This window comes from Rhizobium etli CFN 42 (assembly GCF_000092045.1).
In the GTDB taxonomy this organism is placed as follows: domain Bacteria; phylum Pseudomonadota; class Alphaproteobacteria; order Rhizobiales; family Rhizobiaceae; genus Rhizobium; species Rhizobium etli.
On record NC_007763.1, the window covers coordinates 1 to 23,289 of the forward strand.

22 protein-coding genes and 1 pseudogene are annotated in these 23,289 nt (G+C 60.7%); 16 read left to right on the forward strand and 7 right to left on the reverse strand.

Annotated elements, in window-relative coordinates:
* Positions 1 to 276: 276 nt before the first annotated feature.
* Both RHE_RS21995 and RHE_RS22000 read left to right on the forward strand, forming a co-directional pair.
* Complete coding sequence (locus RHE_RS21995; protein ID WP_011427467.1) at positions 277 to 843, forward strand: sugar transferase; 567 nt, start codon at positions 277 to 279, stop codon at positions 841 to 843.
* 123 nt (positions 844 to 966) lie between these two features.
* Positions 967 to 3,018: a polysaccharide biosynthesis protein gene (locus tag RHE_RS22000; RefSeq protein WP_042119634.1), complete on the forward strand. Its 2,052-nt coding sequence runs from the start codon at positions 967 to 969 to the stop codon at positions 3,016 to 3,018.
* Here RHE_RS22000 and RHE_RS22005 read toward each other — a convergent pair.
* The 3 genes from RHE_RS22005 to RHE_RS22015 form a co-directional block, all read right to left on the reverse strand.
* Positions 2,994 to 4,268, reverse strand: coding sequence for an O-antigen ligase family protein (locus tag RHE_RS22005; RefSeq protein WP_042119636.1), 1,275 nt, complete (start codon positions 4,266 to 4,268; stop codon positions 2,994 to 2,996). The two genes, RHE_RS22000 and RHE_RS22005, sit on opposite strands and share 25 nt — an antisense overlap.
* A gap of 327 nt (positions 4,269 to 4,595) precedes the next feature.
* The gene (locus RHE_RS22010; RefSeq protein WP_042119638.1) at positions 4,596 to 4,847 is read right to left on the reverse strand and encodes a hypothetical protein; all 252 of its coding nucleotides are present in this window, start codon (positions 4,845 to 4,847) and stop codon (positions 4,596 to 4,598) included.
* 37 nt (positions 4,848 to 4,884) lie between these two features.
* Positions 4,885 to 5,235, reverse strand: a complete 351-nt coding sequence (locus tag RHE_RS22015; RefSeq protein WP_244425804.1) for a DUF2934 domain-containing protein — start codon at positions 5,233 to 5,235, stop codon at positions 4,885 to 4,887.
* 218 nt (positions 5,236 to 5,453) lie between these two features.
* Here RHE_RS22015 and RHE_RS22020 point away from each other — a divergent pair, with 218 nt between their 5' ends.
* Complete coding sequence (locus tag RHE_RS22020; protein WP_011427471.1) at positions 5,454 to 6,176, forward strand: GntR family transcriptional regulator; 723 nt, start codon at positions 5,454 to 5,456, stop codon at positions 6,174 to 6,176.
* A gap of 45 nt (positions 6,177 to 6,221) precedes the next feature.
* Complete coding sequence (uxuA, locus tag RHE_RS22025; RefSeq protein ID WP_011427472.1) at positions 6,222 to 7,409, forward strand: mannonate dehydratase; 1,188 nt, start codon at positions 6,222 to 6,224, stop codon at positions 7,407 to 7,409.
* A 58-nt stretch (positions 7,410 to 7,467) separates the two neighbouring features.
* On the opposite strand, the gene RHE_RS22030 is transcribed toward uxuA, so the two are convergent.
* Positions 7,468 to 8,115, reverse strand: a complete 648-nt coding sequence (locus tag RHE_RS22030; protein WP_032490474.1) for a TetR/AcrR family transcriptional regulator C-terminal domain-containing protein — start codon at positions 8,113 to 8,115, stop codon at positions 7,468 to 7,470.
* Between the two features lie 136 nt (positions 8,116 to 8,251).
* Here RHE_RS22030 and RHE_RS22035 point away from each other — a divergent pair, with 136 nt between their 5' ends.
* Positions 8,252 to 9,436: an HlyD family secretion protein gene (locus RHE_RS22035; protein ID WP_011427474.1), complete on the forward strand. Its 1,185-nt coding sequence runs from the start codon at positions 8,252 to 8,254 to the stop codon at positions 9,434 to 9,436.
* Positions 9,437 to 9,460: 24 nt separating this feature from the next.
* Entirely contained in the window at positions 9,461 to 11,044 is a 1,584-nt protein-coding gene (locus RHE_RS22040) for a DHA2 family efflux MFS transporter permease subunit (protein ID WP_011427475.1), read from the forward strand.
* A 79-nt stretch (positions 11,045 to 11,123) separates the two neighbouring features.
* Here RHE_RS22040 and RHE_RS22045 read toward each other — a convergent pair whose 3' ends face one another.
* Both RHE_RS22045 and RHE_RS22050 read right to left on the reverse strand, forming a co-directional pair.
* Entirely contained in the window at positions 11,124 to 11,993 is an 870-nt protein-coding gene (locus RHE_RS22045; protein WP_011427476.1) for an aldose 1-epimerase family protein, read from the reverse strand.
* A gap of 87 nt (positions 11,994 to 12,080) precedes the next feature.
* On the reverse strand, positions 12,081 to 12,410 hold the full coding sequence (locus RHE_RS22050) for a DUF6665 family protein (RefSeq protein ID WP_011427477.1): 330 nt from the start codon (positions 12,408 to 12,410) through the stop codon (positions 12,081 to 12,083).
* 140 nt (positions 12,411 to 12,550) lie between these two features.
* On the opposite strand from RHE_RS22050, the gene RHE_RS22055 reads away from it, so the two are divergent.
* From RHE_RS22055 to RHE_RS22075, 5 genes and pseudogenes are all read left to right on the forward strand, one after another.
* Positions 12,551 to 14,173, forward strand: a complete 1,623-nt coding sequence (locus RHE_RS22055) for an ABC-F family ATP-binding cassette domain-containing protein (protein ID WP_011427478.1) — start codon at positions 12,551 to 12,553, stop codon at positions 14,171 to 14,173.
* Between the two features lie 220 nt (positions 14,174 to 14,393).
* Complete coding sequence (locus RHE_RS22060; protein WP_042119641.1) at positions 14,394 to 14,921, forward strand: hypothetical protein; 528 nt, start codon at positions 14,394 to 14,396, stop codon at positions 14,919 to 14,921.
* Between the two features lie 99 nt (positions 14,922 to 15,020).
* Positions 15,021 to 15,185, forward strand: a complete 165-nt coding sequence (locus RHE_RS32095; RefSeq protein ID WP_003571841.1) for a DUF1328 domain-containing protein — start codon at positions 15,021 to 15,023, stop codon at positions 15,183 to 15,185.
* 327 nt (positions 15,186 to 15,512) lie between these two features.
* Complete coding sequence (locus RHE_RS22070) at positions 15,513 to 16,034, forward strand: DUF992 domain-containing protein (RefSeq protein WP_011427480.1); 522 nt, start codon at positions 15,513 to 15,515, stop codon at positions 16,032 to 16,034.
* Positions 16,035 to 16,110: 76 nt separating this feature from the next.
* Positions 16,111 to 16,577, forward strand: a pseudogene (locus RHE_RS22075) (GNAT family N-acetyltransferase).
* A 57-nt stretch (positions 16,578 to 16,634) separates the two neighbouring features.
* Here RHE_RS22075 and RHE_RS22080 read toward each other — a convergent pair.
* Positions 16,635 to 17,564, reverse strand: a complete 930-nt coding sequence (locus RHE_RS22080) for a LysR substrate-binding domain-containing protein (protein ID WP_011427482.1) — start codon at positions 17,562 to 17,564, stop codon at positions 16,635 to 16,637.
* A 73-nt stretch (positions 17,565 to 17,637) separates the two neighbouring features.
* On the opposite strand from RHE_RS22080, the gene RHE_RS22085 reads away from it, so the two are divergent.
* From RHE_RS22085 to RHE_RS22105, 5 genes are all read left to right on the forward strand, one after another.
* Positions 17,638 to 18,555 (forward strand): DMT family transporter, encoded by a 918-nt coding sequence (locus tag RHE_RS22085; protein WP_042119645.1) that lies wholly within the window; start codon positions 17,638 to 17,640, stop codon positions 18,553 to 18,555.
* A gap of 108 nt (positions 18,556 to 18,663) precedes the next feature.
* Positions 18,664 to 19,437 carry a DeoR/GlpR family DNA-binding transcription regulator gene (locus RHE_RS22090; protein WP_011427484.1) on the forward strand — a complete coding sequence of 258 codons (774 nt, stop codon included), beginning with the start codon at positions 18,664 to 18,666 and terminating at the stop codon, positions 19,435 to 19,437.
* A gap of 121 nt (positions 19,438 to 19,558) precedes the next feature.
* Complete coding sequence (gene glpD / locus RHE_RS22095; protein ID WP_011427485.1) at positions 19,559 to 21,073, forward strand: glycerol-3-phosphate dehydrogenase; 1,515 nt, start codon at positions 19,559 to 19,561, stop codon at positions 21,071 to 21,073.
* Between the two features lie 41 nt (positions 21,074 to 21,114).
* The gene (locus RHE_RS22100; RefSeq protein ID WP_011427486.1) at positions 21,115 to 22,209 is read left to right on the forward strand and encodes an ABC transporter ATP-binding protein; all 1,095 of its coding nucleotides are present in this window, start codon (positions 21,115 to 21,117) and stop codon (positions 22,207 to 22,209) included.
* Positions 22,210 to 22,218: 9 nt separating this feature from the next.
* The gene (locus RHE_RS22105) at positions 22,219 to 23,289 is read left to right on the forward strand and encodes an ABC transporter ATP-binding protein (RefSeq protein WP_011427487.1); all 1,071 of its coding nucleotides are present in this window, start codon (positions 22,219 to 22,221) and stop codon (positions 23,287 to 23,289) included.

Below are 23,289 nucleotides of genomic sequence, written 5' to 3' on the forward strand. Positions count from 1 at the left end.
AAAATTTCGTGTCATCTGTCCGTGGCGATCTATGGTTAACGAAAGGTGACGGAAATAAACAGGGTGATAACTTCTTGTTAGGATATTCTTCCTTTGAGATCATGAAGTTACAAGATTTTTGATTGGCAAGGCGAGGGAAGGACCTGATCGACGATCGGCCGGCGTTCGCTGGAGAAACGGTGCGGTTGGAGTTGACGTGAAAAGCCTTTTTGACGATACGGCGCGGGTGGCGTATGGCGGAAATCCGCTGAAGAGGCAATGGAAGAAGTGCTGGGCATGGGCTTGAAACGGGCGGTGGATTTTCTCCTGGCTTTGATAGCTTCGGTCATCCTGCTCGTTCCGATCCTTGTCGTCGCTCTTAGTGTCCGGCTAACATCACCAGGACCGATCCTCTACTGGTCAAAACGTATCGGGCGTTTCAATCAGATCTTCCTGATGCCGAAATTCCGCAGCATGCGCGTCGACACGCCGACAGTCGCGACACATCTGCTCGAAAACCCTGAGCGGTTTCTGACGCCCATCGGCTCGTTTCTGCGCAAATCCAGTCTCGACGAACTGCCCCAGCTCTGGTGCATTCTGGCGGGCAAGATGAGTTTCGTCGGGCCGCGCCCGGCGCTCTACAATCAATATGATCTGATCGAATTGCGGACGGTCTACGGCGTCGACAAACTGCTGCCCGGATTGACAGGTTGGGCGCAGATCAACGGGCGTGATGAATTGCCAATTCCGGAGAAGGTGAAATTCGATGTCGAATATCTTGAGCGACGCTCCCTCGGTTTCGACATGCGCATCCTGTTTCTGACGGCCGAGAAGGTCGTTCGCCGTAAGGGAATAAAGCACTAGCTTACCTACTTCTGATAGATGAGCGGTGCGGAACACTTTGATTTCCGATTATTTCAGTTGCGCTCGTTGTAGAAAATGACAACAAGGTGGTTGTCTGATTGATCTGCGAGACGCTGGGAAGCAATGCCTGAAAATACCCCCACTGAGACGCCACGCTCGAGATGGTTCTTGGTGCCGATGCAGGCGCTCGTCGCGCCTCTGCTGGCGATGCCGCGTGCTGCCAAACGCGCTCTCGCCTTGCTGGTGGATTCCGGTCTTTGTGTCCTGACGATCTGGCTGGCTTATTGCTTCCGTCTGAACGAATGGACGGTGCTAACAGGCGTGCAGTGGTTGCCGGTCTTCGTTTCCTTGTGCATGGCGCTTCCCATCTTCATCGTCATGGGCATGTATCGGGCGATCTTCCGTTATGCCAACATGGCCGCTTTCATTGCCGTTCTAAAAGCCATTGCGATCTACGGTGTCGCCTTCATGACGATATTTACGGCGCTCAGCGTCCCGGGCGTTCCGAGAACCGTCGGCATTCTCCAGCCCTTCCTGCTGCTGATTGCGATCGGCCTGTCGCGGTTGGGTATCCGTTATTGGCTCGGGGATACTTACCAGCGTATCCTTCACCAGAACACGCTCGCCAAGGTGTTGATCTATGGGGCGGGAAATGCCGGGCGGCAACTCGCCGGCGCTCTGACGAACAGCGCCGAACTCAATGTCGTCGGCTACCTCGATGATGATCCGCGCCTTAAGGGCGGCATCATGGGCGGTTTGCCGATCTATGACCCGTCGGATCTTCCGGTGCTCGCCGAAACACTTGGCGTGCACAACGTGCTTCTTGCTCTTCCATCCGCATCGCGGCAGCGTCGCAATGAAATTCTCGAGCATATCCGCAAAGCCAGGGTGAACGTCCGGACTTTGCCGGATCTCACCGCTCTGGCTCAAGGACGAGTCGCGGTTTCCGATATTCGTGAGCTGGAGATCGAAGACCTGCTCGGCAGGGAAGCGGTTGCGCCGCGGCAAGAGCTGCTCGACAAGGCGATGCGCAACAAGGTGGTGATGGTCACGGGTGCCGGCGGCTCCATCGGCGGCGAGTTATGCCGCCAGATTCTGCGCAACGCGCCTTCAAGCCTCATCCTCATAGATCAGAACGAGTTTGCACTTTATAATATTCATGCCGAATTGCTGAAGCTGGCCGAAGTTTACAAGCATGAGGGGCTGCAGATCGTGCCGATCCTTTGTTCCGTCCGCGACCAGGATCGCATGGAACATATCATGGAAAGCTGGCGGCCTCAGACGCTTTATCACGCCGCCGCTTACAAGCATGTGCCTCTCGTCGAACACAACGCCGTGGAAGGCATCAAGAACAATGTCATGGGGACATTGATCACCGCACGTGCGGCAAATAAATACGGCGTTTCGAATTTCGTGCTGATCAGCACCGACAAAGCCGTGCGCCCGACGAATGTGATGGGTGCCAGCAAGAGGCTGGCGGAGATGGTGCTGCAGGCGCTTGCGGCAGAGCTGACCGCTGACAGACTGCGGACAAATTTCTCGATGGTCCGCTTCGGAAATGTCCTCGGTTCCTCCGGATCCGTCGTGCCGCTGTTCCGGCAGCAGATCAAGGAAGGCGGCCCGGTTACCCTGACGCATCCGAAGATAACCCGCTATTTCATGACCATTTCGGAAGCCTCGCAACTTGTCATCCAGGCGGGCGCCATGGCCGAGGGCGGCGATGTTTTCCTGCTCGATATGGGCGAGCCCGTCCGCATTGCGGATCTCGCCCGCAAGATGGTCGAACTGTCCGGATTGACCGTCCGGGACGTGGATAATCCAGAGGGGGACATCGAGCTTGCCGTTACCGGCCTGCGGCCCGGCGAGAAGCTTTATGAAGAACTGCTGATCGGCGATAACCCCGAGACAACTGAACATCCGCGGATTATGAAGGCGCGCGAGGATTTCCTGTTCTGGGCAGAACTTTCGAAGAAGCTCAACTCGCTCAATGCGTCGTTGGACCGAAACGACATGGTCGCGGCGCGCGCGACCTTGGCAGAACTCGTTTCCGGCTATTCCTCAACGGGCGAGGTTTCAGATCTTGCGTTCACCGGGGCCGAAACCAATCCGGCGCATGAAGATGTCAACGCGCTAGCCTCAGGCGCAGGAAATCAGCTTCGAACCACAGGTGCATAGCGTGTACTGCCCCGGTCCGCGCAAATAAGAGCGACCATATAGGCGAATATCGGATCCAGCGCTTTTTGGTTGAACATGATACCGAAACTGCCGGTTATAATGTAGCTGCTGGTGAGCAAGAGAGCGAGCGCCATGGCTAGATCCCGGCCAGGGCCAGGTTCCTTTTTCCACGCACCGATGACGGGCGTCAGGAGCAGCAGCGAAAGCGCTGCGATACCGACAAGGCCGGCGTCGATTCCCGCTGTGAGAAAGCCGTTATGGACATGGGAATAGGGCAGTTGCGGCCTCAGGCTCTCAGGGACTTCTGCCAGGACAGCAGCCATCCGGTTCTGCGGGCCATAGCCGGTGAACGGGTCCTTGACGATCGCCGATAGGGCACCCTTGTAGAGGGCAACACGGGCGCTCAGCGACGTGATATCACCATTGGTGCTTTCGAGCGATGACAGATTGTCCTGGAGTTCACGGACGCGATAGACAACCTGGTCGCTGCCCAAGGCGAGAAGTCCCAGCAGCAATACCGAGCCGGTGATGGCGAGGCTGCGCAGACTGACATGAAAACGGTTTTTGGGAAAATACCAGAGGAAAATGACGAGGTGAACGGGGATGACCAGCCAGGCCGAGCGCGTTCCGGAAAGTAGCGCGCTGCCGAGACCGGCGGCATATCCCAATATCGCGATCTTTTGCTCCATGCTTTTGGGAGATTGAATATTGAGAAGCGCGACGCCGCCGAAAAGCACGCCGATAACGCCCAGCAGCGCCGCGTTCGAGGTTCCCGCCTCGGCCCTCGGCATCAGGAACAGGACCTGAAGCAGACTGAAAAGAAAAGTAACGATCATGCCGAGACCCGCGCCGAGAATAAAGAGCGGCACAAGGCGGCCATCGGGAGATTGACGCATGCGCGGCAAAATCAGCCAGATCGAAAAGAACGGCAGGAGCCGGAAAATCCAATCCAGTTCTTCCGAGAAAGGCGGATTGACGAATATGCTGACGATCATCACCACCGGGTAAATCGTCATACAAATGGCAACCACCCGGTCGGACTTCGACAGGTTCAGAGGAAAGCGGGCCCTTGCCAGACAATAGAGGCCGGATAGCATCGACCCGAGGAGGATGAAGGAGTTGAAATTAGGCGAAAGCCCGGGCAGGATTGCAAAGAGAAAGACCGCAATGCCATTGGATCGATCAAGCGCGCTTCCAGACCCGTTCCCGGGATGGAGCACCGCAATCACGAGTTGCCTGAAATAATTCACTTTGGTAGCCCTGACGTGTCTCTTTCCAGCCTCGCTAAGGATCGTTGTCACCGCTGTCAAGCCGTGAAGGCAGGAGGAACCTGCGCTTTTTTCCTGTCGTATTCCGGCAACAGCAGATTCGGATGCTCGTTGCTCTGCCCAACGACGGCGGCAACAGGCCGCAACAGCAAAGCTATTCCGAACAGAAAACACGTTTGAGGTGCGAACCTATTGAGAAGCTTTGTCATCCTGCGGCGCAGGATCTGAATCTCTCGTGCCCAGCCGTAGTGGCCGGCCGTTTGTAGGACAGCGACGCGCCGGTCGCGCAGCCACTTTTGGTGCCTGCAGCTATCGCCAATAGGGACGCCGCGCGCTTTCCACCGATGACCGGCCGAGGAGATAGCCGACCCCGAATGCGAGAATACCGATAGTGAGCAACACTGCGCTTGCGGTGTGCGGGTGGTTTCTAGCCCCGGCCGTGACTGCATAGACCTCACGTTTCACCCCGCTAGCCGCGGATTGGGCAACCTTGGCCAGTCCTTCGGGCGGCTCGACGGGTGTGCCGGTAAATCCGGCCTCCAAGTCTTTTTTGTCGACCATGTCGCGAGACCTTTCCTGCATTGGCTCAAGATTGCATTTAATCCTGCTCGCGTGTGCCCGGTGAGGCTTCGCGTTGATCCGCGTCTTCGAGATCCGTCTTGACGAGGAAGACATCGCCATGTTCGCGCGAGGCCTCTCGCAGCGCTTCGAGCTTGGGAGGATTGTCGGCCGCGCCATACCGCGCATCGAGTTCATGCTCGGCGTGGATCCAGTGATCCCGATGCCTGCCCTCCGGCCTGCCTTCCTTCTCCCACAGCGCGTATGCTCTTTTCCGGATCTCCTCCTCGCGGTGCACCGCCGGGCCGGTTTCGTGTGCGGCTTGCCGCGCCATTTTCCCTTTCCGCGCATCGGCAAGAGAGGATTCCGTCAGCCGCGGGTCGTCAGTCATGTCTTCATTTCTTGTGCGTCGTACCGGGTTCTTCATCGGCGCCTCCTTGATTGGATCTCAACCAATTCGGCTGATCTAAGTTCCCAACAGTCTCGACCAGCATCGAAGCGCGGTGAAACAACCCGAACCTCCAAATGTAATCCAATTCCTTCGCAGGTCTTGGCAGAGTCCCGCAGCTGATATACTAGTATGCCAGAACACGATCACTGGTCTCGATTATGCGGCAGTCCTTAGAAGCCCAAGCGCTTGCGGTTTCGATTTCTCAGGAAGTCGGTCCGAGGTTGCGACGCGTCACCACGGCCGGTGCGATCTACGAACGTCTCTATGCCGATATCGTCTCGCTCAGGATGCCGCCTGGCCTGTCGCTGCAGGAAAAGCGGATCGCCGAGGATTTCGGGGTGAGCCGCACGCCCGTGCGCGAGGCGCTGCTTAGGCTCTCCGAAGGCGGGCTGGTCGACATCTATCCGCAGTCGGGCACGGTCGTATCGCGTGTGCCCGTGGCGTCGATCCCTGAGGCGGTGGTCGTGCGCAAAGCGCTCGAAGGTACGACCGCCGAGACTGCCGCCCAAAACGCCACCGCTGCCGACATTGCCCATCTGGATGCGATCATCTCCCGGCAGCGGTCGCATGCCGCGGTCGCCAACGCCTCGAACTTCCATGAAGAGGACGAGGCCTTTCATGAGGCGATCGCTGAGATAGCAGGTTATCCCGGCATCTGGGCGATTCTGAAGACGGTCAAGGTGCAGATCGACCGGGCACGGCGGCTGGCGCTGCCGGCGCTTGGGCGCATGGACAATGTCGTCCGCGAACACATCGTCATTCGCGACGCGCTCGCCGCTCACGATGCTGCGACTGCGCGCGGCGCGATGATCCATCACTTGAGCGCCGTCATTCCCGACGTCGACGAATTGCGCTCACGTTACCCCGATTATTTCTGCTGACGGCAGGTCCAAACACGAACCGAAATGGCGAGGGAAGGAAAAAGCATGCGACAGGGTTGGAGATGGTTCGGGCCTGAAGCGCCGGTTACGCTCGATGATGTCCGCCAGACGGGCGCCACCAACATCGTCTCGTCGCTCCATCAGGTGCCGATCGGCAGGGCCTGGACGGAAAGGGAAGTGCGCGAGCGCCAGTCCCTGATCGAGACGACGCCGGCCGATCGCTCGCCGCTGGTCTGGTCGGTCGTCGAAAGCATTCCGATCCCCGATGCCGTCAAGCGCCGGGGCGGTGAGGCGAAGGCCGAAATCGAGGCGTGGATCGCCAGTCTTGAAGCGGTCGCCGCCTGCGGCATTCCGATCGTCTGCTATAATTTTATGCCCGTCGTCGACTGGACCCGTACCGAACTCGATTTCGTGACGCCGACAGGCGCCACCGCCATGCGCTTCGATCACGAGCGCTTCGCGGCCTTCGACCTCTTCATTCTGGAACGGCCGGATGCGGCGCAGCAATATTCTGAAGAGGATCGGCAACGGGCGCGCGTCGTCTTCGAGACCATGTCGGAGGAGGAGATCGCCGAGATAACTCGCATCATCACCTCGGCGCTGCCAGGTTCGACCACTGAACCTCTGACCATTCCGGCCTTCCGGGAAAAGCTTGTCGCCTATAGCGGCATCGATGCCGCAAGGCTGCGCCGGCACCTGGTCGAATTCCTGGAAGCGGTGACGCCGGCGGCCGAAGCACGCGGCGTCAAGCTGACGCTGCATCCCGACGATCCGCCGAGGTCGCTGTTCGGCCTGCCGCGCATCGCCTCGACGGCCGATGATTATGCTGCGCTCTTCGACGCGGTGCCATCGCAGGCGAGCGGCATGTGTTATTGCACCGGCAGCCTCGGCGTGCGCGCCGACAACGACCTGCCGGCGATTGCTCGCCGTTTCGCCCCGCGCATCCATTTCGCTCATCTGCGTGCCACGACCCGCGAGGGCGATGGCCGGACATTCCATGAAAGCGCTCACCTGGATGGCGATGTCGACATGGTCGCAGTTCTCAGGGAACTGGTTGCCGAGGACCGCCGGCGCGGTTCCGAAGAAAGCATTGTCTTTCGCTCGGACCATGGTCACCGCATGCTCGACGATCTCAACAAGGTTGTCACACCCGGCTACCCGGCGATTGGCCGCATGCGCGGCCTTGCCGAGCTCCGCGGCATCTTACATGCGCTGGACGCTCCTCCGACCTGAGGACGTCCAGGGCAGAACGCCGCCCTCGGTAGAAGTCATCGCGCTCTGGCCGGACGCTTCAGAGCGCGCAACCCTTCAAGAACAAATCCGCGCACATCTTCGCCCTCGCGGCGATCTCCTCAAGCCCGGGCGGTTCTTGCTGACGCAGCATCGCGGCGCGCTGCGGCTCCATGATCATCATGCCGCGCAACATGCCACAGGCGGCATGTGGATCACCAAGCGCAATCGCCCCGCGATCGATCTGCTTGCGCAGCCAGTCCTCCATCAGCGTATTGGTTCTGACGATCGCCTTCTCATAAAAGGCCGTGGCGATCTCCGGGAAACGGTCGGACTCGCTGATAACAAGCCGAGTCACTGTGATCGTGTCGAGAGACAGCGTCAGCATGCCATAGGCCGTCAGCATACGTTCCAGTCCCTGGTGGAGATCCGCCACAGCGAGCGTCCCCGGATCGAGAGTGACGAGGAAGCGTCCCGTCCGCTCGGTGATCATCTCGGAGAAGAGATCCGCCTTCGTCGGAAACAGCCGGTAAAGCGTCTTCGTTGAAACCCCCGCGCCCTGAGCGATCGCAGCGATGCTTGCCGCGGCATAACCGCTGTCGCGGAACTGGCGGTTAGCCGCCTCGATGATCACGCTTTTCGTATCGTCGTCGCAACGGACTTGCGGCCGGCCTCGCGGTCTCTTCTCGATTTTGTGATTTTGGACCATAGCAATTTTCCAAATTCTCGTTGACATTCTTTTTTTAAAGCATATTTTGGAAAACATCAAGTTTCCTAAAGTGTATTCCACCTGAATTCAAAGGCCGCGGCCGGTGGCGACAGCGACCACTCCAAGGAGAGAGACAATGTCCATCAAAACGTTGCAGGCTCTGAACAACAACGCACCTGCCCCGGAAACCACGGCTGAAGCCGCGCCCGCAACCCTCGATGCCGGCGCCGCTCCGCGCATCGTCGAAGCTGCCGCCGAGCCGGCGCCTGTCGCTCGCAAGCGCGGCGGCCGCAGATTCCTGCTTGCTGCAACGGCCATCGTTTTGATCGCCGGGGCTGCTTATTATGGGCACAACTACTGGACTATCGGCCGCTTCGAGATCTCTACCGACGATGCCTATGTGAAGGCTGACAACACCACCGTCGCACCCAAGGTTTCGGGCTATATCGCGGAAGTGCTCGTCGGCGATAACCAGGTTGTCAAGGCCGGCCAGCCGCTTGCCCGCATCGACGATCGTGATTTCCGCGCCGCCCTCGATCAGGCCAAGGCCGATGTCGCAGCGGCCGAGGCGACGCTCAACGCCAAGCAGGCCTCGCTCGACATTCAGCAGTCGACGATTGCCGCCGCGCGCGCCACGTTCGAAGTCGACAAGGCCAATGAGACCTTTGCCGAACAAAACAACAAGCGCTATGCCAATCTCGCGACCAATGGCTATGCGCCGGTCCAGACTGCGCAGCAGGCGGCTTCCGCCATCGCCGCAGCCCAGGCGACGATCGTTCGCGACAATGCCGCCCTCGATGCCGCCGTCAAGCAAGTCGATCTCCTCAATGCGGAACTTGCCCAGGCGAAGGCGACGCTTGCCCATGATCAGGCCGTCCAGCGTCAAGCGGAACTGAACCTCTCTTATGCGACCATCACTGCGCCGGTCGACGGCACCATCGGCAACAGGGCTCTGCGTGTCGGCCAGTATGTCCAAGCCGGCACCCAGCTGATGTCGGTCGTGCCGACCAGCGCGGTTTACGTGATCGCCAACTATAAAGAGACGCAGCTCACGGATGTTCGCGCCGGCCAGCCAGTGGATATCGAGGTCGATACCTACCCGGGTCGCACCTATCGCGGCCATGTCGACAGCCTTGCTCCGGCAAGCGGGCAGGAGTTCGCGCTGCTGCCTCCCGATAATGCGACCGGCAATTTTACCAAGGTCGTGCAGCGCATTCCCGTCAAGATCGTCCTGGATGGCGAGGCCGCCAATGGCGATCTGCGTCCCGGCATGTCCGTCCAGCCGAGCATCGACACCAAGGCCGATGCCGACCGTAAGTAGAGGCGGGGATCAGGAGATCGTGTCATGTCCACTATCGCAGCAACAGCGGTCGCCATTGCGCAACCGCGCGCCAGCACAAGGGATTGGATCGCCGTCCTTGCCGGCATGATCGGCGCCTTCATGGCGATCCTCAACATCCAGATCACCAATGCCTCCCTTCTCGACATCGAGGGTGGAATCGGAACAGGCGTCGACAACGGCGCCTGGATCTCTACCTCCTACCTAATCGGCGAGATCGTCGTCATTCCGCTGACGGCCTATTTCAGCAGCGTCTTCTCGTTTCGCCGCTATATCCTCGTCAACTCCATCCTCTTCCCGCTCTTTTCGATGGCCTGTGCCTTTGCGCAGGATCTCGGCACAATGATCCTGCTGCGCGGCCTTCAGGGCTTTGCCGGCGGTGTGCTGATCCCGATGGCCTTCACCATGGTGCTGACCAAGCTGCCGAAGAGCCAGCAGCCTCTCGGTCTTGCGATCTTTGCCCTTTCGGTCACCTTCGCCCCCGCGATCGGTCCGACGATCGGCGGCTATCTCACGGAGAACTACGGCTGGCAGACGATCTTTTTCATCAATACGGCCCCGAGCCTCATCATGGCGGCCGCTCTCGCTCTGACGCTGGACAAACAGCCGATGCAGCTTCACCTCTTGAAAGAAGGGGACTGGGCCGGCATCATCACCATGGCGATCGGTCTTTCGGCGCTGCAGACCGTGCTGGAAGAGGGTAACAAGGACGACTGGTTCTCCTCGCCCTTCATTGTCAAGCTCAGCATCGTCGCCTTCGTATTTCTTGCTGCCTTCATCTGGATCGAGCTGAGGGTGAAGAAGCCGCTGGTCAAGCTGCGGCTGCTCACCCAGCGCAATTTCGGCATCGGCGTGCTAGTCAATGTCCTTGTCGGCGTCGCACTCTTCGGCACGGTCTATATCCTGCCGCAATATCTCGGCCAGGTGCAGCGCTATAATGCTGAGCAGATCGGCAACGTGCTCGCCTGGACCGGTCTGCCGCAGCTGTTGCTCATCCCGCTGGTGCCCGTTCTTATGAAGCGTTTCGACGCCCGCTACATCGGCTTCATCGGGATCTCGATCTTCGCGATCAGCTGCTTCATGAACATCATGCTGTCGGCGGACAATGCCGGCGACCAGTTCTGGATCCCGAATATCGTGCGTGCCATCGGCCAGGCCTTGGTGCTGACGCCGATCACGGCGATCACCACGGCTGGCATTGCGCCCGTCGATGCCGCTGCAGCGTCGGGTCTTACCAATATGCTGCGCAATCTCGGCGGCGCGGTCGGCACGGCCTCGCTCGGCACGATCCTGACGAAGCGCGAACAGTTCCATTCGAATATCATCGGCCAGTCGATTACGCTGACCCGTGACGAGGTGCGCGATCGCCTGGGAAAATTGTCAGGTTACTTCATCCAGCATGGCGTCACCGATCCGGCCGTTGCATCGCAGAAGGCGATCGTCGCTCTTGGCCAGACCGTCAAACGTCAGGCCCTCATCATGGGCTTCAGCGACACCTTTGCCGTGATCGGCGTGGTCTTGGCGCTGGCGGCGATTGCCCTGCTTCTCACGAAAAAGCCGCAGGCTGGCGCAGGCGCCGGCGCCCATTGAAAAGCGACCGACGCCGCAGGAAAATCATCCTGAAAGAAAGCCCTCCTTTATCCGGAAAGGAGGGCTTCGCTGCGAAAATCTACTGCCCGATTTCGACGCTGAAGGCGAAGCGCGCCGTAGTACCCGGCGCCAGCAGGGTGGTCGAGGGCCGCTCCGACAGTTCGCCTGATGCTCCAGTTTGCGCAGCAGTCCCGTGCCATGGTTCGACGCAGAGGAAGGGCGCCCCTGGCTTGGTCCACAGCGCAAGATTGGGCAGGTTTTCGAAACGGAACCGCAAGGCCGGCCCACCCTCGGCGCCGTAGCGCAACCCTTCGCCCGCACCTTCGGGGAAAATCATCGCATCCTGCTCGAACATCCCATGATCCAGCACCAGTCGGCCCTTGTCGAAGGGGGAGGGCAGCGGCGCTGGATCGATAAGGCCGCCCACCAACCTGACGAGCCCCGGCTCGCCTTCGTTGTCGAGCGTCACTGTATGGGCGCGCCCGGAAGCGCCAGGCAGCGGCCAGGCAAAGGCCGGATGGAAGCCAAGTCCGAACGGCATGATTTTCCGGCCGCGGTTGCTGACCTCCGCCGATATCGTCACCGCACGGCCAGTCACCGCATGCTCCACGGCGAACAGAAAATCGAATGGAAAGACCGCCCTTGTCGCCTCGGAGGCGGCAAGCTCGTACCGGCACATCGTCGCCGTGGATGCCGCGAGCCTAAACTCGTTACGCCGGGCAAAACCGTGCTGCGCCATCGGATAGGGGGTGCCGTCAATTGAGATCATGTCATCCGGCGCCTTGCCGACGATCGGAAACAGGATCGGTGAGCGCCCGCTCCAGAAAGCCGCGTCACCCGTCCATAACCACGAGCGCCCATCGCTGCTGGTGAGCGCCTGCATCTCGGCGCCGAGAGAAGAAACGTCGACAGTGAGGTCCTGACTGCCGATCCTGACTGAGCTTGGCATCACAATCCCTTTCCTACCAGTTCGGCGCTAAACCATTGGACACCGTTGATTTCATTTCCCGAGAGGAGGGGCGGCGGTGTTCGCGCGTCATCTGCGCACCGCGCCCAATCGCGCGAGCACTTCATTGGGGATGCCGTAGCGCTGAATGGCGTCGCGGTTGTTCCGCAATCCACAGATCTCGCGCTGGACGAAGAAGGCCCAGACGGCGTCGGAGGCTTCATTGACAAGCCTTTCGCGCTCCTCGGGGCTCTGGCGCTCGACCCTCCAGGCTTTCAGGTTCGCGAGTGCCGCCTCCACCTTTAGCCCATGACGGCCGAGCGAATCGGCGCGTGCGGCCATGAGCTCGTATTCGAGAACGTTGAAACCGCCAGTGTTCTGATTGGATTGTCTGAAAGACTGCGGCGGGCGAACGCTCATGGGCACAGGTTTCCTTCGGCGTGGGTCATGATGTTATCCAATTCGAACTCAGAGATCGAGAGGTCCGAACGGGTCTATCCTGCCGTTTCCACGCGTGGCATAAGGGCGCCGAAACTTTCCCGGGACCCCCATAGCACACCATGATTCGTATCGAGAATATCAGCAAGCAGCTTAGCCATCGCATCCTCTTCATCGAGGCGTCGGCGGCGCTCAACAGAGGCGAGAAGATCGGCCTCGTCGGCCCGAACGGCGCCGGCAAGACGACGATCTTCCGGATGATCAATGGCGAAGAGCAGCCGGACGAGGGCCAGGTGTCCTGTGAGAAGGGCGTCACGATCGGCTACTTCAACCAGGATGTCGGCGAGATGGCGGGCCATAGCGCCGTCGCCGAGGTGATGAACGGCGCCGGGCCGGTCAGCGTCGTTGCCGCCGAGCTGCGGGAGTTGGAGGCCGCCATGGTCGATCCGGAGAGGGCGGGCGACATGGAGGAGATCATCGAGCGCTACGGCGAGGTGCAGGCGCGTTACGAGGAGCTGGACGGTTATGCGCTCGACGGCCGCGCCCGCGAAGTGCTTGCGGGCCTGAGCTTCAGCCAGGAGATGATGGATGGCGACGTCGGCGCGCTGTCGGGCGGCTGGAAGATGCGTGTGGCGCTTGCCCGGATCCTGCTGATGCGCCCCGATGTCATGCTGCTCGACGAGCCGAGCAACCATCTCGATCTCGAAAGCCTGATATGGCTCGAAGAGTTCCTAAAGGGCTATGAGGGTGCGCTGCTGATGACCTCGCACGACCGCGAGTTCATGAACCGTATCGTCAACAAGATCCTCGAGATCGATGCCGGGTCGCTGACCTCCTATTCCGGCGACTATGAATTTTACGAGCAGCAGCGGGCGCAGAACGAAAAGCAGCAACAGGCCCAGTTCGAGCGCCAGCAGGCGATGCTCGCCAAGGAAATCAAGTTCATCGAGCGGTTCAAGGCGCGCGCTTCGCATGCTTCGCAGGTGCAGAGCCGCGTGAAGAAGCTGGAGAAGATCGACCGGGTGGAGCCGCCCAAGCGCCGCCAGTCGGTCGCGTTCGAATTCCAGCCAGCGCCGCGCTCCGGCGAGGACGTGATCAGCTTAAAGAACGTCCATAAGAAATATGGCAGCCGAAGCATCTATGAGGGGCTGGATTTCATGGTGCGGCGGCGAGAACGCTGGTGCATCATGGGCATCAACGGCGCCGGCAAATCGACGCTGCTGAAGCTGGTGACGGGCACGACCACGCCGGACCAGGGCAGCGTCGCTCTCGGCGCCAGCGTCAAGATGGGTTATTTCGCCCAGCATGCCATGGATATTCTCGATGGCGAACGCACGATCTTCCAATCGCTGGAAGATCGGTTTCCCCAGGCAGGGCAGGGGCCTTTGCGGGCTCTCGCCGGATGTTTCGGCTTTTCCGGCGATGACGTCGAAAAAAGGTGCCGAGTGCTGTCGGGCGGCGAGAAGGCCCGATTGGTCATGGCGATGATGCTGTTCGACCCGCCGAACCTGCTCGTGCTCGACGAACCGACCAACCATCTCGACCTCGACACCAAGGAGATGCTCATCAAGGCGCTGTCGCAGTATGAGGGCACCATGCTGTTTGTTTCGCACGATCGGCATTTCCTGGCCACGCTCTCCAATCGGGTGCTGGAGCTGACGCCCGAGGGCATCCATCAATATGGCGGCGGCTACACGGAATATGTGGCGCGCACGGGTCATGAGGCCCCTGGCCTGCGCAGCTGACGGCTATTTTGCCGGCCAAGTCGAAACCATCAAAATCGCAACGACCAGCAGAGCGCTGTCCGGCATATTGTTGGACGGCCGGAGCTTTATCGGCGGTTGTGAAAGCCGTTTATGTGAGCGAAGAAGAGCGCCGGCCGACATTGCCGGCGCTCTGCCACGATGATGACCCATTTCCGTGGTGTTCGGGCCTTCTTCAAACAATCGGGGCGGGCACATCAGCATGGACTGGATCAATCGTCATATCGATCAGCCGTTATTGAACGGCGCGGCAGGCTTGCTGCGGCAGTGGCACATTCGTACGCGGCAGTCGCCGGAGCTGCTGGAGCCGACGTGGAATCTCGTCGTGCTGTCCTTTCTGCTTATCGCGAGTGGACAGGTTATGGCGGGCAAGCCTTTCGCGCTGAGCATTGCCGCGCTGATCATGCTGGCCCTGCCTTCAGCCAAAAGATTGTTTTCGGCGGTCAAGGCGGGCGGAAGCGCCTATGGCGTCCGGGAATACAAGTCGTCGCGGGCGCGAGCCGTTGCCAAACGGGAAGCGGAATGGTCGGTGCGGATCATCGTGCTGTTCTCATCCGCCTGCCTTCCCTTTATCGCCCGCATCGACGATCCGGTGGGCGCCTGTTTCATGCTGGGGGCAAGTGTCTGGTTCGTGCTGACCGGGCCGCTCAAGACTTATCTCGATGCGGCCGAACCTCCCGAGCCGACCGAAGGCGACCGGATGTACGGCGGCGTCTTTCAGTTCGGCTGAGCGACGCACGATGCGATGTTCCATCCGCCGGCCGTGGGAGTGAGGGAACCAAACCGGGCGGCCGCCGTTATCTCCGCAGCAACGTAAAAGGAGATTGCGATGCTTTACTACGCTCTGGTGTTTCTCGTTGTGGCCTTGATTGCCGGTGTCCTCGGATTTGGCGGCATCGCAGGGGCTTCAGCTTCCATTGCCCAGGTTCTGTTCTTCATTTTCCTGGTGTTGTTCGTCGTCTCGCTTGTCATGCGCTTTATGCGCAGAGTATAGTGAAGATTGGTCAAGTATAAAGCCCGGTGATAACTATCGCCGGGTTTTGTTTTTCTTGATAGTTCCGCAGCGGTCGGCGGAAGCCCGCTGCGAGCGAATGTGCTTTTCATGCAACCATCCCTAACAAGATCGTGAAAGACCGCATGCAAGTCGCATATGCCTTCGAAATGTCCCAATGGGGCTGAACCGTATCGCTGTCGCTTGCGCCTCCCACGCGCTTTGACACGCGACGCGAAAACGGCGCCGTCCGGGATTGCTTGGCGGTCCCCTGCGATATCCGGTGCCGCCAGCCGGGTGTTCCCGTCACGATTTGAGAAGGAGAGACTTATGAAGAAAACTCTTGCGACGGCGTTTGCCGCGGTATCGTTGACGTTTGTCGGCGCGGGGGCGGCCAATGCCGCCGACCCCGTCACCAGAACCTATGAAGAGCCGGACCTGCGCAACGGCGTGAAGATCGGCTATCTCACTTGCGATATCGGCGGCGGCACGGGTTATGTGCTCGGTTCGTCCAAGGAAGCCGATTGCGTCTTTCAGTCAATTGTCGGCAATGAGCTTTTCGATCACTACACTGGGGAAATTCGAAAGCTTGGCATCGACCTCGGCTTCACCACGCGCAGTCGCCTGATCTGGGCGGTATTTGCGCCGACGGCTGGTTATCATCGCGGGTCGCTCGCTGGACTTTATGTCGGCGCCAGCGCAGAGGCGACGGTCGGTGCCGGCGTCGGCGCCAACCTCCTGGTCGGTGGCACCTCCGGTTCAATCCATCTGCAGACGGTTAGCCTGACTGGCCAGCTCGGCCTGAATGTTGCGGCCGGCAGCGCGTCGATGACACTGACCCCGGCGGATTGACGGGTTTTGTCGCCCCCTGCCGCGACGCGGCGGGGGCGTCGCGCGATTATTGGGTTGGGCTTGCTGGCGACGAACGATGGATATCCGAATCGCAACGCCCGGCGAGGACGAGATCCTGTCGGGCACTATCTGAAAATCTGGGACAGCTATGGCACGCCGCCCGAACATTAGAGGCCGGATGCGGCGGCGCGGATATTGTCGTTTTTGAGAAGCGGTCGCGAGGAGCGACGCCTCGCCTCGTTCCTGGCCGTTGTGGACGATGAAATCGCCGGTTCCGTATCTTGCCAGCTACACCAGTCGCCGTTTCCGGAAGTCATTCGGCCGGAGCAGCGGTTGCACGGTTACATCTGGTCCGTCTATGTCGCGGAGGCTTTCCGCCGGCGCGACATCGCCTTGGCGCTGACGAACAGGGCCGTTGATTATTTGAAATCCATCGGCTGCACGACCGCTGTCATCCACGCCTCGGATGCGGGGGAACCAGTCTATCGCAGCGTTGGCTTCGAGCTGGCGAAGGAAATGCGCCTGAAGTTCCCCGCGAAGTAAGCCACCTAGCCGAAGCGGCTGTAGACGGCTGAGGAAAGTGCGCGCCGCGTCTTCTGTTTACGTTTTCGGCTTGCCGGGTGCGATAAAGGCGTTGATCCTCGCCTCGTCATGGCCGGCTTCGCGCAGGAAGCGGCTGGCGAATTCGATGGCAGGGCTTCTCAATGCATCGTCCGGCCGGATCAGGTGAAAAGCGACATGGGAATCGAGGGTACGCTGTGACACTGCGACGACGCGGCCGGCGGCAAGCGCGGCATCCGACAGCGGCGGCCTTGCAAGCGCAATGCCGAGCCCTTGCGCGCAGGCATCGATCACCAGATTGTAATCCTCGAAGCGTCGGTCCTGCCCACGCGGCGTATAGTCGACGCCCTCACGCGCGAGCCAGCGACGCCAGCCCTCGATATTGGAGTCGTGAAGGATCGGCAGATCGAGCAGCGAAAGCGCATCCGAGCGTTTCCCGAGTCGTGCTGCCATCGCCGGTGAGGCGATCGGCAAAGATTTCTCCTGCCAGAGCGGCAGGGCGCGCACGCCGGCCCATGGTCCCTTGCCGCAGCGGATGGCAAGGTCCGTACCTTCGCCGAAGTCCGCCAGGCGGTGTTCGAGCGTCAATTCGACATGCAGCTCATTTCCTTCGAGCTTTGCCAGGCGCGGAAACAACCATAGAGAGGCGACGGACGGAGTAACGGAAAGGCGCACCACCGCCTTGTTCGGCCGTGGCAGCCAGCGCTCGCCGGTGTTACCAAGCAGGGAAAGGGCTTCCTCGGCACGGGCGTAGAAGCGCATGCCCTCCGGGGTGAGGCGCACACCGCGAGCTTCACGCGCGAAGAGCCGCACACCCATCCAGCGCTCGAGCCGCGAGACCTGCCGGGATACGGCGCCGTGAGTGATTCCGCTTTCCTCGGCCGCGGCCGAAAACGATCCGAGCCGGGCGGCGCGGGCAAAGGTCTCGAGCGTATCGAGCGGTGGGAGCGCTGGCGAGCTGTGAACCATGCGCACATTTGATCATCGATTGCGGTGCTTTTCAAGCATGCATTGAAGGGCTAATTCATTGCGGCACGCACAGATGGAGGCGAAAATGAGCATGGCGGCAAGCGCACCGGTTTCGGCAAAACAGCAAGGCGGCTTCGATCTGATCGCCTTTGCGGCGATCGTGGTTACCATTCTTTTCTGGGCCTCTTCCTTCGTCGTGATTCGCATTTGCCTCGGACCGCTGACGCCGATCGAACTGGCAACGGCCCGTTATGTGGCGGCAGGCGTCCTCGCCCTTGTCTATCTCGCCATCTACCGGCCGATGCCGGAAAAGCGTGATTTCCTCCGCCTCTCGGTGGCTGCTATCCTCTTCATCGCCGCCTATGCGGTTCTCCTGAACACCGGCGAGCAGACGGTGGCGGCGGGGCCGGCGAGCTTCATCATCAATACCATGCCCGTCTTCACCGCCCTGATTGCCACATTCGCGCTCGGCGAGCGCTTCGGACGCTGGGGCTGGGCGGGTACTGCGGTTTCCTTCGGCGGCGTGGCGCTGATTGCGCTTTCCTCTGACGGCGGCTTCAAGCTCGATCCGAACGCCGTGCTGATCCTCGGGGCAGCGCTCTGCTCGGCGATATCAAGCGTGTTGCAGAAACCGCTGCTCGCTCGCCTGCCGGCGCTTGCCGTCACCGCCTGGATCCTGCTGATCGGCTCCGTGCCGCTGTTACCAGCCGTCCCATCCACGATCAGCGCGCTGGCCGCGGCGCCGGCAGAGGTCAATTGGGGCGTTGCCTATCTTGTCATCTTCCCGACTGCGATTGGCTATCTTACCTGGGCCATCGCCTTGAAGCGGCTGACGGCTGCGCGCGCCTCGAATTTCCTCTACGGCGTCCCGCCGGTCGCAACGCTGATCGGGTTCGGCTGGCTGGGCGAGACGCCGACTGCGCTCGGCGCAATGGGCGGCGTCATGGCGATCCTCGGCGTGCTCGTGGTCAACGTGATGCGGAAACGGTAGCTGCATCGCGCACCGCGGCATTCGGAGTGCGGAAGGGCCCGCTAACAAATAGGCATTGCGCTGCCGTTCGCTTTCTTTAAAAACGAAAGCAGATCGAAAGGGGCGCCGATGTTCTTGACCGACCGACAAACTGAAATCGTGTCGATTGCTAAATCGAGCGGCAGGGTTCTGGTCGAGGAGCTTGCCTCCCGTTTTTCGGTGACGCCGCAAACAATCCGCAAGGATCTGAACGATCTCTGCGATGCCCAGGTGCTGACACGCATCCATGGCGGTGCGACATTTCCGAGCGGGACGGAGAACGTCAAATATGAGGCGCGACGGCAGATCGCCGCTTCCGAGAAGCAGGCAATCGGCATGGCGGCAGTCGAGCTGATCCCGAGCGGAGCCTCGCTTTTCATCAATATCGGCACGACGACCGAAGCGGTGGGCGAGGCGCTCGCCAACCACCACGAGCTGATGGTGATCACCAATAACATAAACGTTGCCAATAGGTTGCGTCTCTTTCCGGCAATCGAGGTGGTGATTGCCGGTGGGGTCGTGCGTGGCTCGGACGGCGGCATCGTCGGCGAAGCGGCGGTCGATTTCATCCGCCAGTTCAAGGTCGATTATGCCGTCATCGGCGCATCGGCAATCGATAGCGACGGCGCGCTCCTTGATTATGATTTTCGCGAAGTGAAGGTCGCCCAGGCGATTATTGCCAATGCCCGGCATGTCATCCTCGTTGCCGATTCGACGAAGTTCGAACGCACCGCGCCGGTCCGGATTGGCCAGCTCTCCCAGGTCCATACCTTCATCACCGACCACTGTCCGGTGCCGTCGATCCGTAATCTCTGCCTCGAATACAATGTGAAGCTGATCGAAACGAGCACCAGATCGCGTTAGATCATGCGAATGGAACAAACATTCGTTTGACATTCACATTCCTTTCGCTTTAACTGTTATCACTTTCGCAATCGCGCAGATTTTGTGCGATGCGAAATCAGCAGCGGGCTCGGAGGGGCAATTGAGCCGGGAGATACACGACATATTCGTCATCGGCGGCGGCATCAACGGCTGCGGCATCGCGCGCGACGCCGTTGGGCGCGGCTATTCCGTCGCGCTGGCGGAGATGAACGATTTCGCCTCCGGCACCTCGTCGGGAGCGACCAAGCTGATTCATGGCGGCCTGCGTTATCTCGAGCATTATGAATTCCGCCTGGTGCGTGAATCGCTGATGGAGCGCGAGATCCTCTGGGCGATGGCGCCGCACATTATCTGGCCGCTGCGCTTCGTATTGCCTTATCATAAGGGCGGCATTCGCCCGGCCTGGCTGATCCGGCTCGGCCTTTTCCTTTACGATCATCTTGGCGGCCGCAAGCTACTGCCGGCGACCTCCGTGCTCGACATGCGCAAGGACCCGGCCGGCAAACCGCTGAAAGCGCTGTTCACAAGGGCGTTCGAATATTCCGACGGCTGGGTCGATGATGCCCGCATGGTCGTGTTGAACGCCCGCGACGCTGCCGACAAAGGGGCGACGATCATGCCGCGCACCAAAGTGGTGTCGGCGCGACGCGAGAATGGTCTCTGGCACATTGAAACGACCGATACGGTCACTGGCCGCGATGACAGCCATCGGGCCCGCATGCTGATCAACGCCGCCGGTCCCTGGGTCGATCACGTCATCCGTTCCGCCTTCGGCCAGAACGAGGCCCGCCACGTTCGTCTCGTTCAGGGTAGCCATATCGTCGTCAGGAAGAAGTTCGACGACCCCCGTGCCTATTTCTTCCAGAATCCCGACAACCGCATCATCTTCGCCATCCCCTATGAGGGCGACTTCACCCTGATCGGCACCACGGACCGCGACTACACTGCCGATCCCAAAGATGTCCGGATCTCCGAGGAGGAGACGGTCTATCTCTGCAATGCCGCGTCGGAATATTTCAAAGAACCGGTCAGGCCGGAGGACATCGTCTGGACCTACTCGGCAGTCAGACCGCTTTTTGACGACGGCGCCTCGAAGGCGCAGGAGGCGACGCGCGATTATGTGCTGAAGCTGGAAGGCGAAGCCGGGGCCGCGCCGCTGCTCAACGTCTTCGGCGGCAAGCTCACCACCTATCGTCGGCTTTCTGAGCATGCGCTGGAGAAGATCGGCGCCGCGATCGGCGTCAAGGGTGCTCCTTGGACGGCCAAAAGCCATCTGCCCGGCGGCGACTTTCCGGTTCGTGGCTACGAAGCGGAAGTCGCCGGTCTTAAGCGGCGCTATCCGTTCCTTGCCGATGCACACGCCCGCCGGCTGGTGCGCCGTTACGGCACGCGGGCTGTGACTCTGCTTGGCGCTGCCCGCGGCCTTGACGACCTCGGGCGGCTGTTCGGCGGCGATCTCTACGAGGCCGAGGTCAAATATCTCGTTGAGCATGAATGGGCCCGGCACGCAGAAGACGTGCTGTGGAGGAGAACAAAGGATGGTCTGCGCCTTTCGAAGGAACAGGCCCAGTCACTGGAGGAGTACATGGCTGCCATACCGGCGATGGCCGGATAGGCGGCATGTGGTCCCCGCTGCGTGGAGGCAGGGGAATCGGAATGCTGGAACTGCGAAACGCCGCCAAGATGGTGGGCGCGGACTATCACATCTATCCGACCGATCTGGTCCTTGAGCGGGGCACACTGAATGTCCTGCTTGGGCCGACGCTGTCGGGCAAGACGTCGCTGATGCGGCTGATGGCCGGGCTCGACCGTCCGACCGCCGGCTCCGTCCATTTCGACGGTGCCGACGTCACCGGCATGCCGGTGCAGAAGCGCAATGTCGCCATGGTCTACCAGCAGTTCATCAACTATCCGGCATTGACCGTTTATGAAAACATCGCCTCGCCGATGCGCATCTCGGGCAAGGACGCCGCCACGATCGACCGCGACGTGCGCAGGGCCGCCGAGCTTCTGAAGCTCACGCCCTATCTCGACCGCACACCGCTGAACCTGTCCGGCGGGCAGCAGCAGCGTACCGCGCTTGCCCGCGCGCTCGTCAAGAATGCCAGCCTCGTGCTGATGGACGAGCCGCTTGCCAATCTCGATTACAAGTTGCGCGAAGAACTGCGTGAGGAGCTGCCGAAGATTTTTGCCCAGTCGGGTGCGATCTTCGTTTACGCCACCACCGAACCGTCCGAGGCGCTGCTGCTCGGCGGCAATACGGCAACTTTGAACCAAGGTCGGGTCACCCAGTTCGGGCCGACCATCGACGTCTATCGCCGCCCTGTCGATCTCGACAGCGCCGGCATCTTCGCCGATCCGCCGCTGAACTCGCTCGACGTGACGAAATCGGGCGATATCTTCACGCGCCCGAGCGGGGCCACGCTTCCCGTCCCCTCGCATCTGGCCGCGGTGCCGAACGGGCCGGTGACGATCGCCTTTCACCCGCATCATCTCGGCCTTCGGGCCCAGACCGGCGATGCGGCCCGCCTGCAGGCGCGCACGCTGGTTTCCGAGATCACCGGTTCGGAAAGCTTCGTGCATCTGGAATATGACGGCGTGCGCTGGGTGATGCTGGCGCATGGCATTCACGACATCGATCCGGATATCGAGATCGAGGCCTTTCTCGACACCCGCCACCTGATGGCCTTCGGCGCCGACGGCCGCGCCATTGCTGCGGTCGGCGCTGTCGCTGCAGCCGGAAAGGCATAGGAGAGCACCATGGCACGCATCACGCTCGACCATATCCGCCACGCCTACGGCGCCAATCCGAAGACGGAAAAGGATTATTCGCTCAAGGAAGTCGATCACGAGTGGAACGACGGCGGCGCCTACGCGCTGCTCGGCCCCTCCGGCTGCGGCAAGACCACGCTGCTCAACATCATCTCCGGCTTGCTGCAGCCTTCGCATGGCCGCATTCTCTTCGACGGCAAGGATGTGACGAACCTTTCGACGCAGAGCCGCAACATTGCGCAGGTCTTCCAGTTCCCCGTCATCTACGACACTATGACCGTCTACGACAATCTCGCCTTCCCGTTGCGCAACCGCGGCGTGGCCGAGGCCGATGTCGACCGGCGCGTGCGCGACATTCTCGAAATGATCGATCTAGCCGGCTGGGCCAAGCGCAAGGCGCAGGGGCTGACCGCCGACCAGAAGCAGAAGATCTCGCTCGGCCGCGGACTGGTGCGCAACGACGTCAACGCCATCCTGTTCGACGAGCCGCTGACCGTCATCGATCCTCATATGAAATGGGTGCTGCGCTCGCAGCTGAAACGGCTGCACAAGCAGTTCGGCTTCACCATGGTCTATGTCACCCACGACCAGACCGAGGCGCTGACTTTCGCCGAGAAGGTCGTCGTCATGTATGACGGCCAGATCGTTCAGATCGGCACGCCGGCCGAGCTGTTCGAGCGTCCGAGCCACACCTTCGTCGGATATTTTATCGGGTCTCCGGGCATGAACGTCATGCCTGCACAGATCGACGGCAGCGCCGTCAAGATCGGAGATGAGGTGCTGACGCTGGATTATGCGCCGAATACCAATGGCGCGGTGAAGACCGAACTTGGCATTCGCCCCGAATTCATCCGCCTCGGGCGGGAGGGCATGCCGGTTACAATCAACAAGATCGAGGATATCGGCCGGCAGAAGATCGTGCGCGCCCGTTTCGCCGGCCAGCCGATCGCGATCGTCGTCTCTGAAGATGACGACATTCCCGCGGATGCCCGCGTCACCTTCGATCCGTCCGCCATCAGCATCTACGCCGACAGCTGGCGTGTCGGCAGGGAGGCCTGA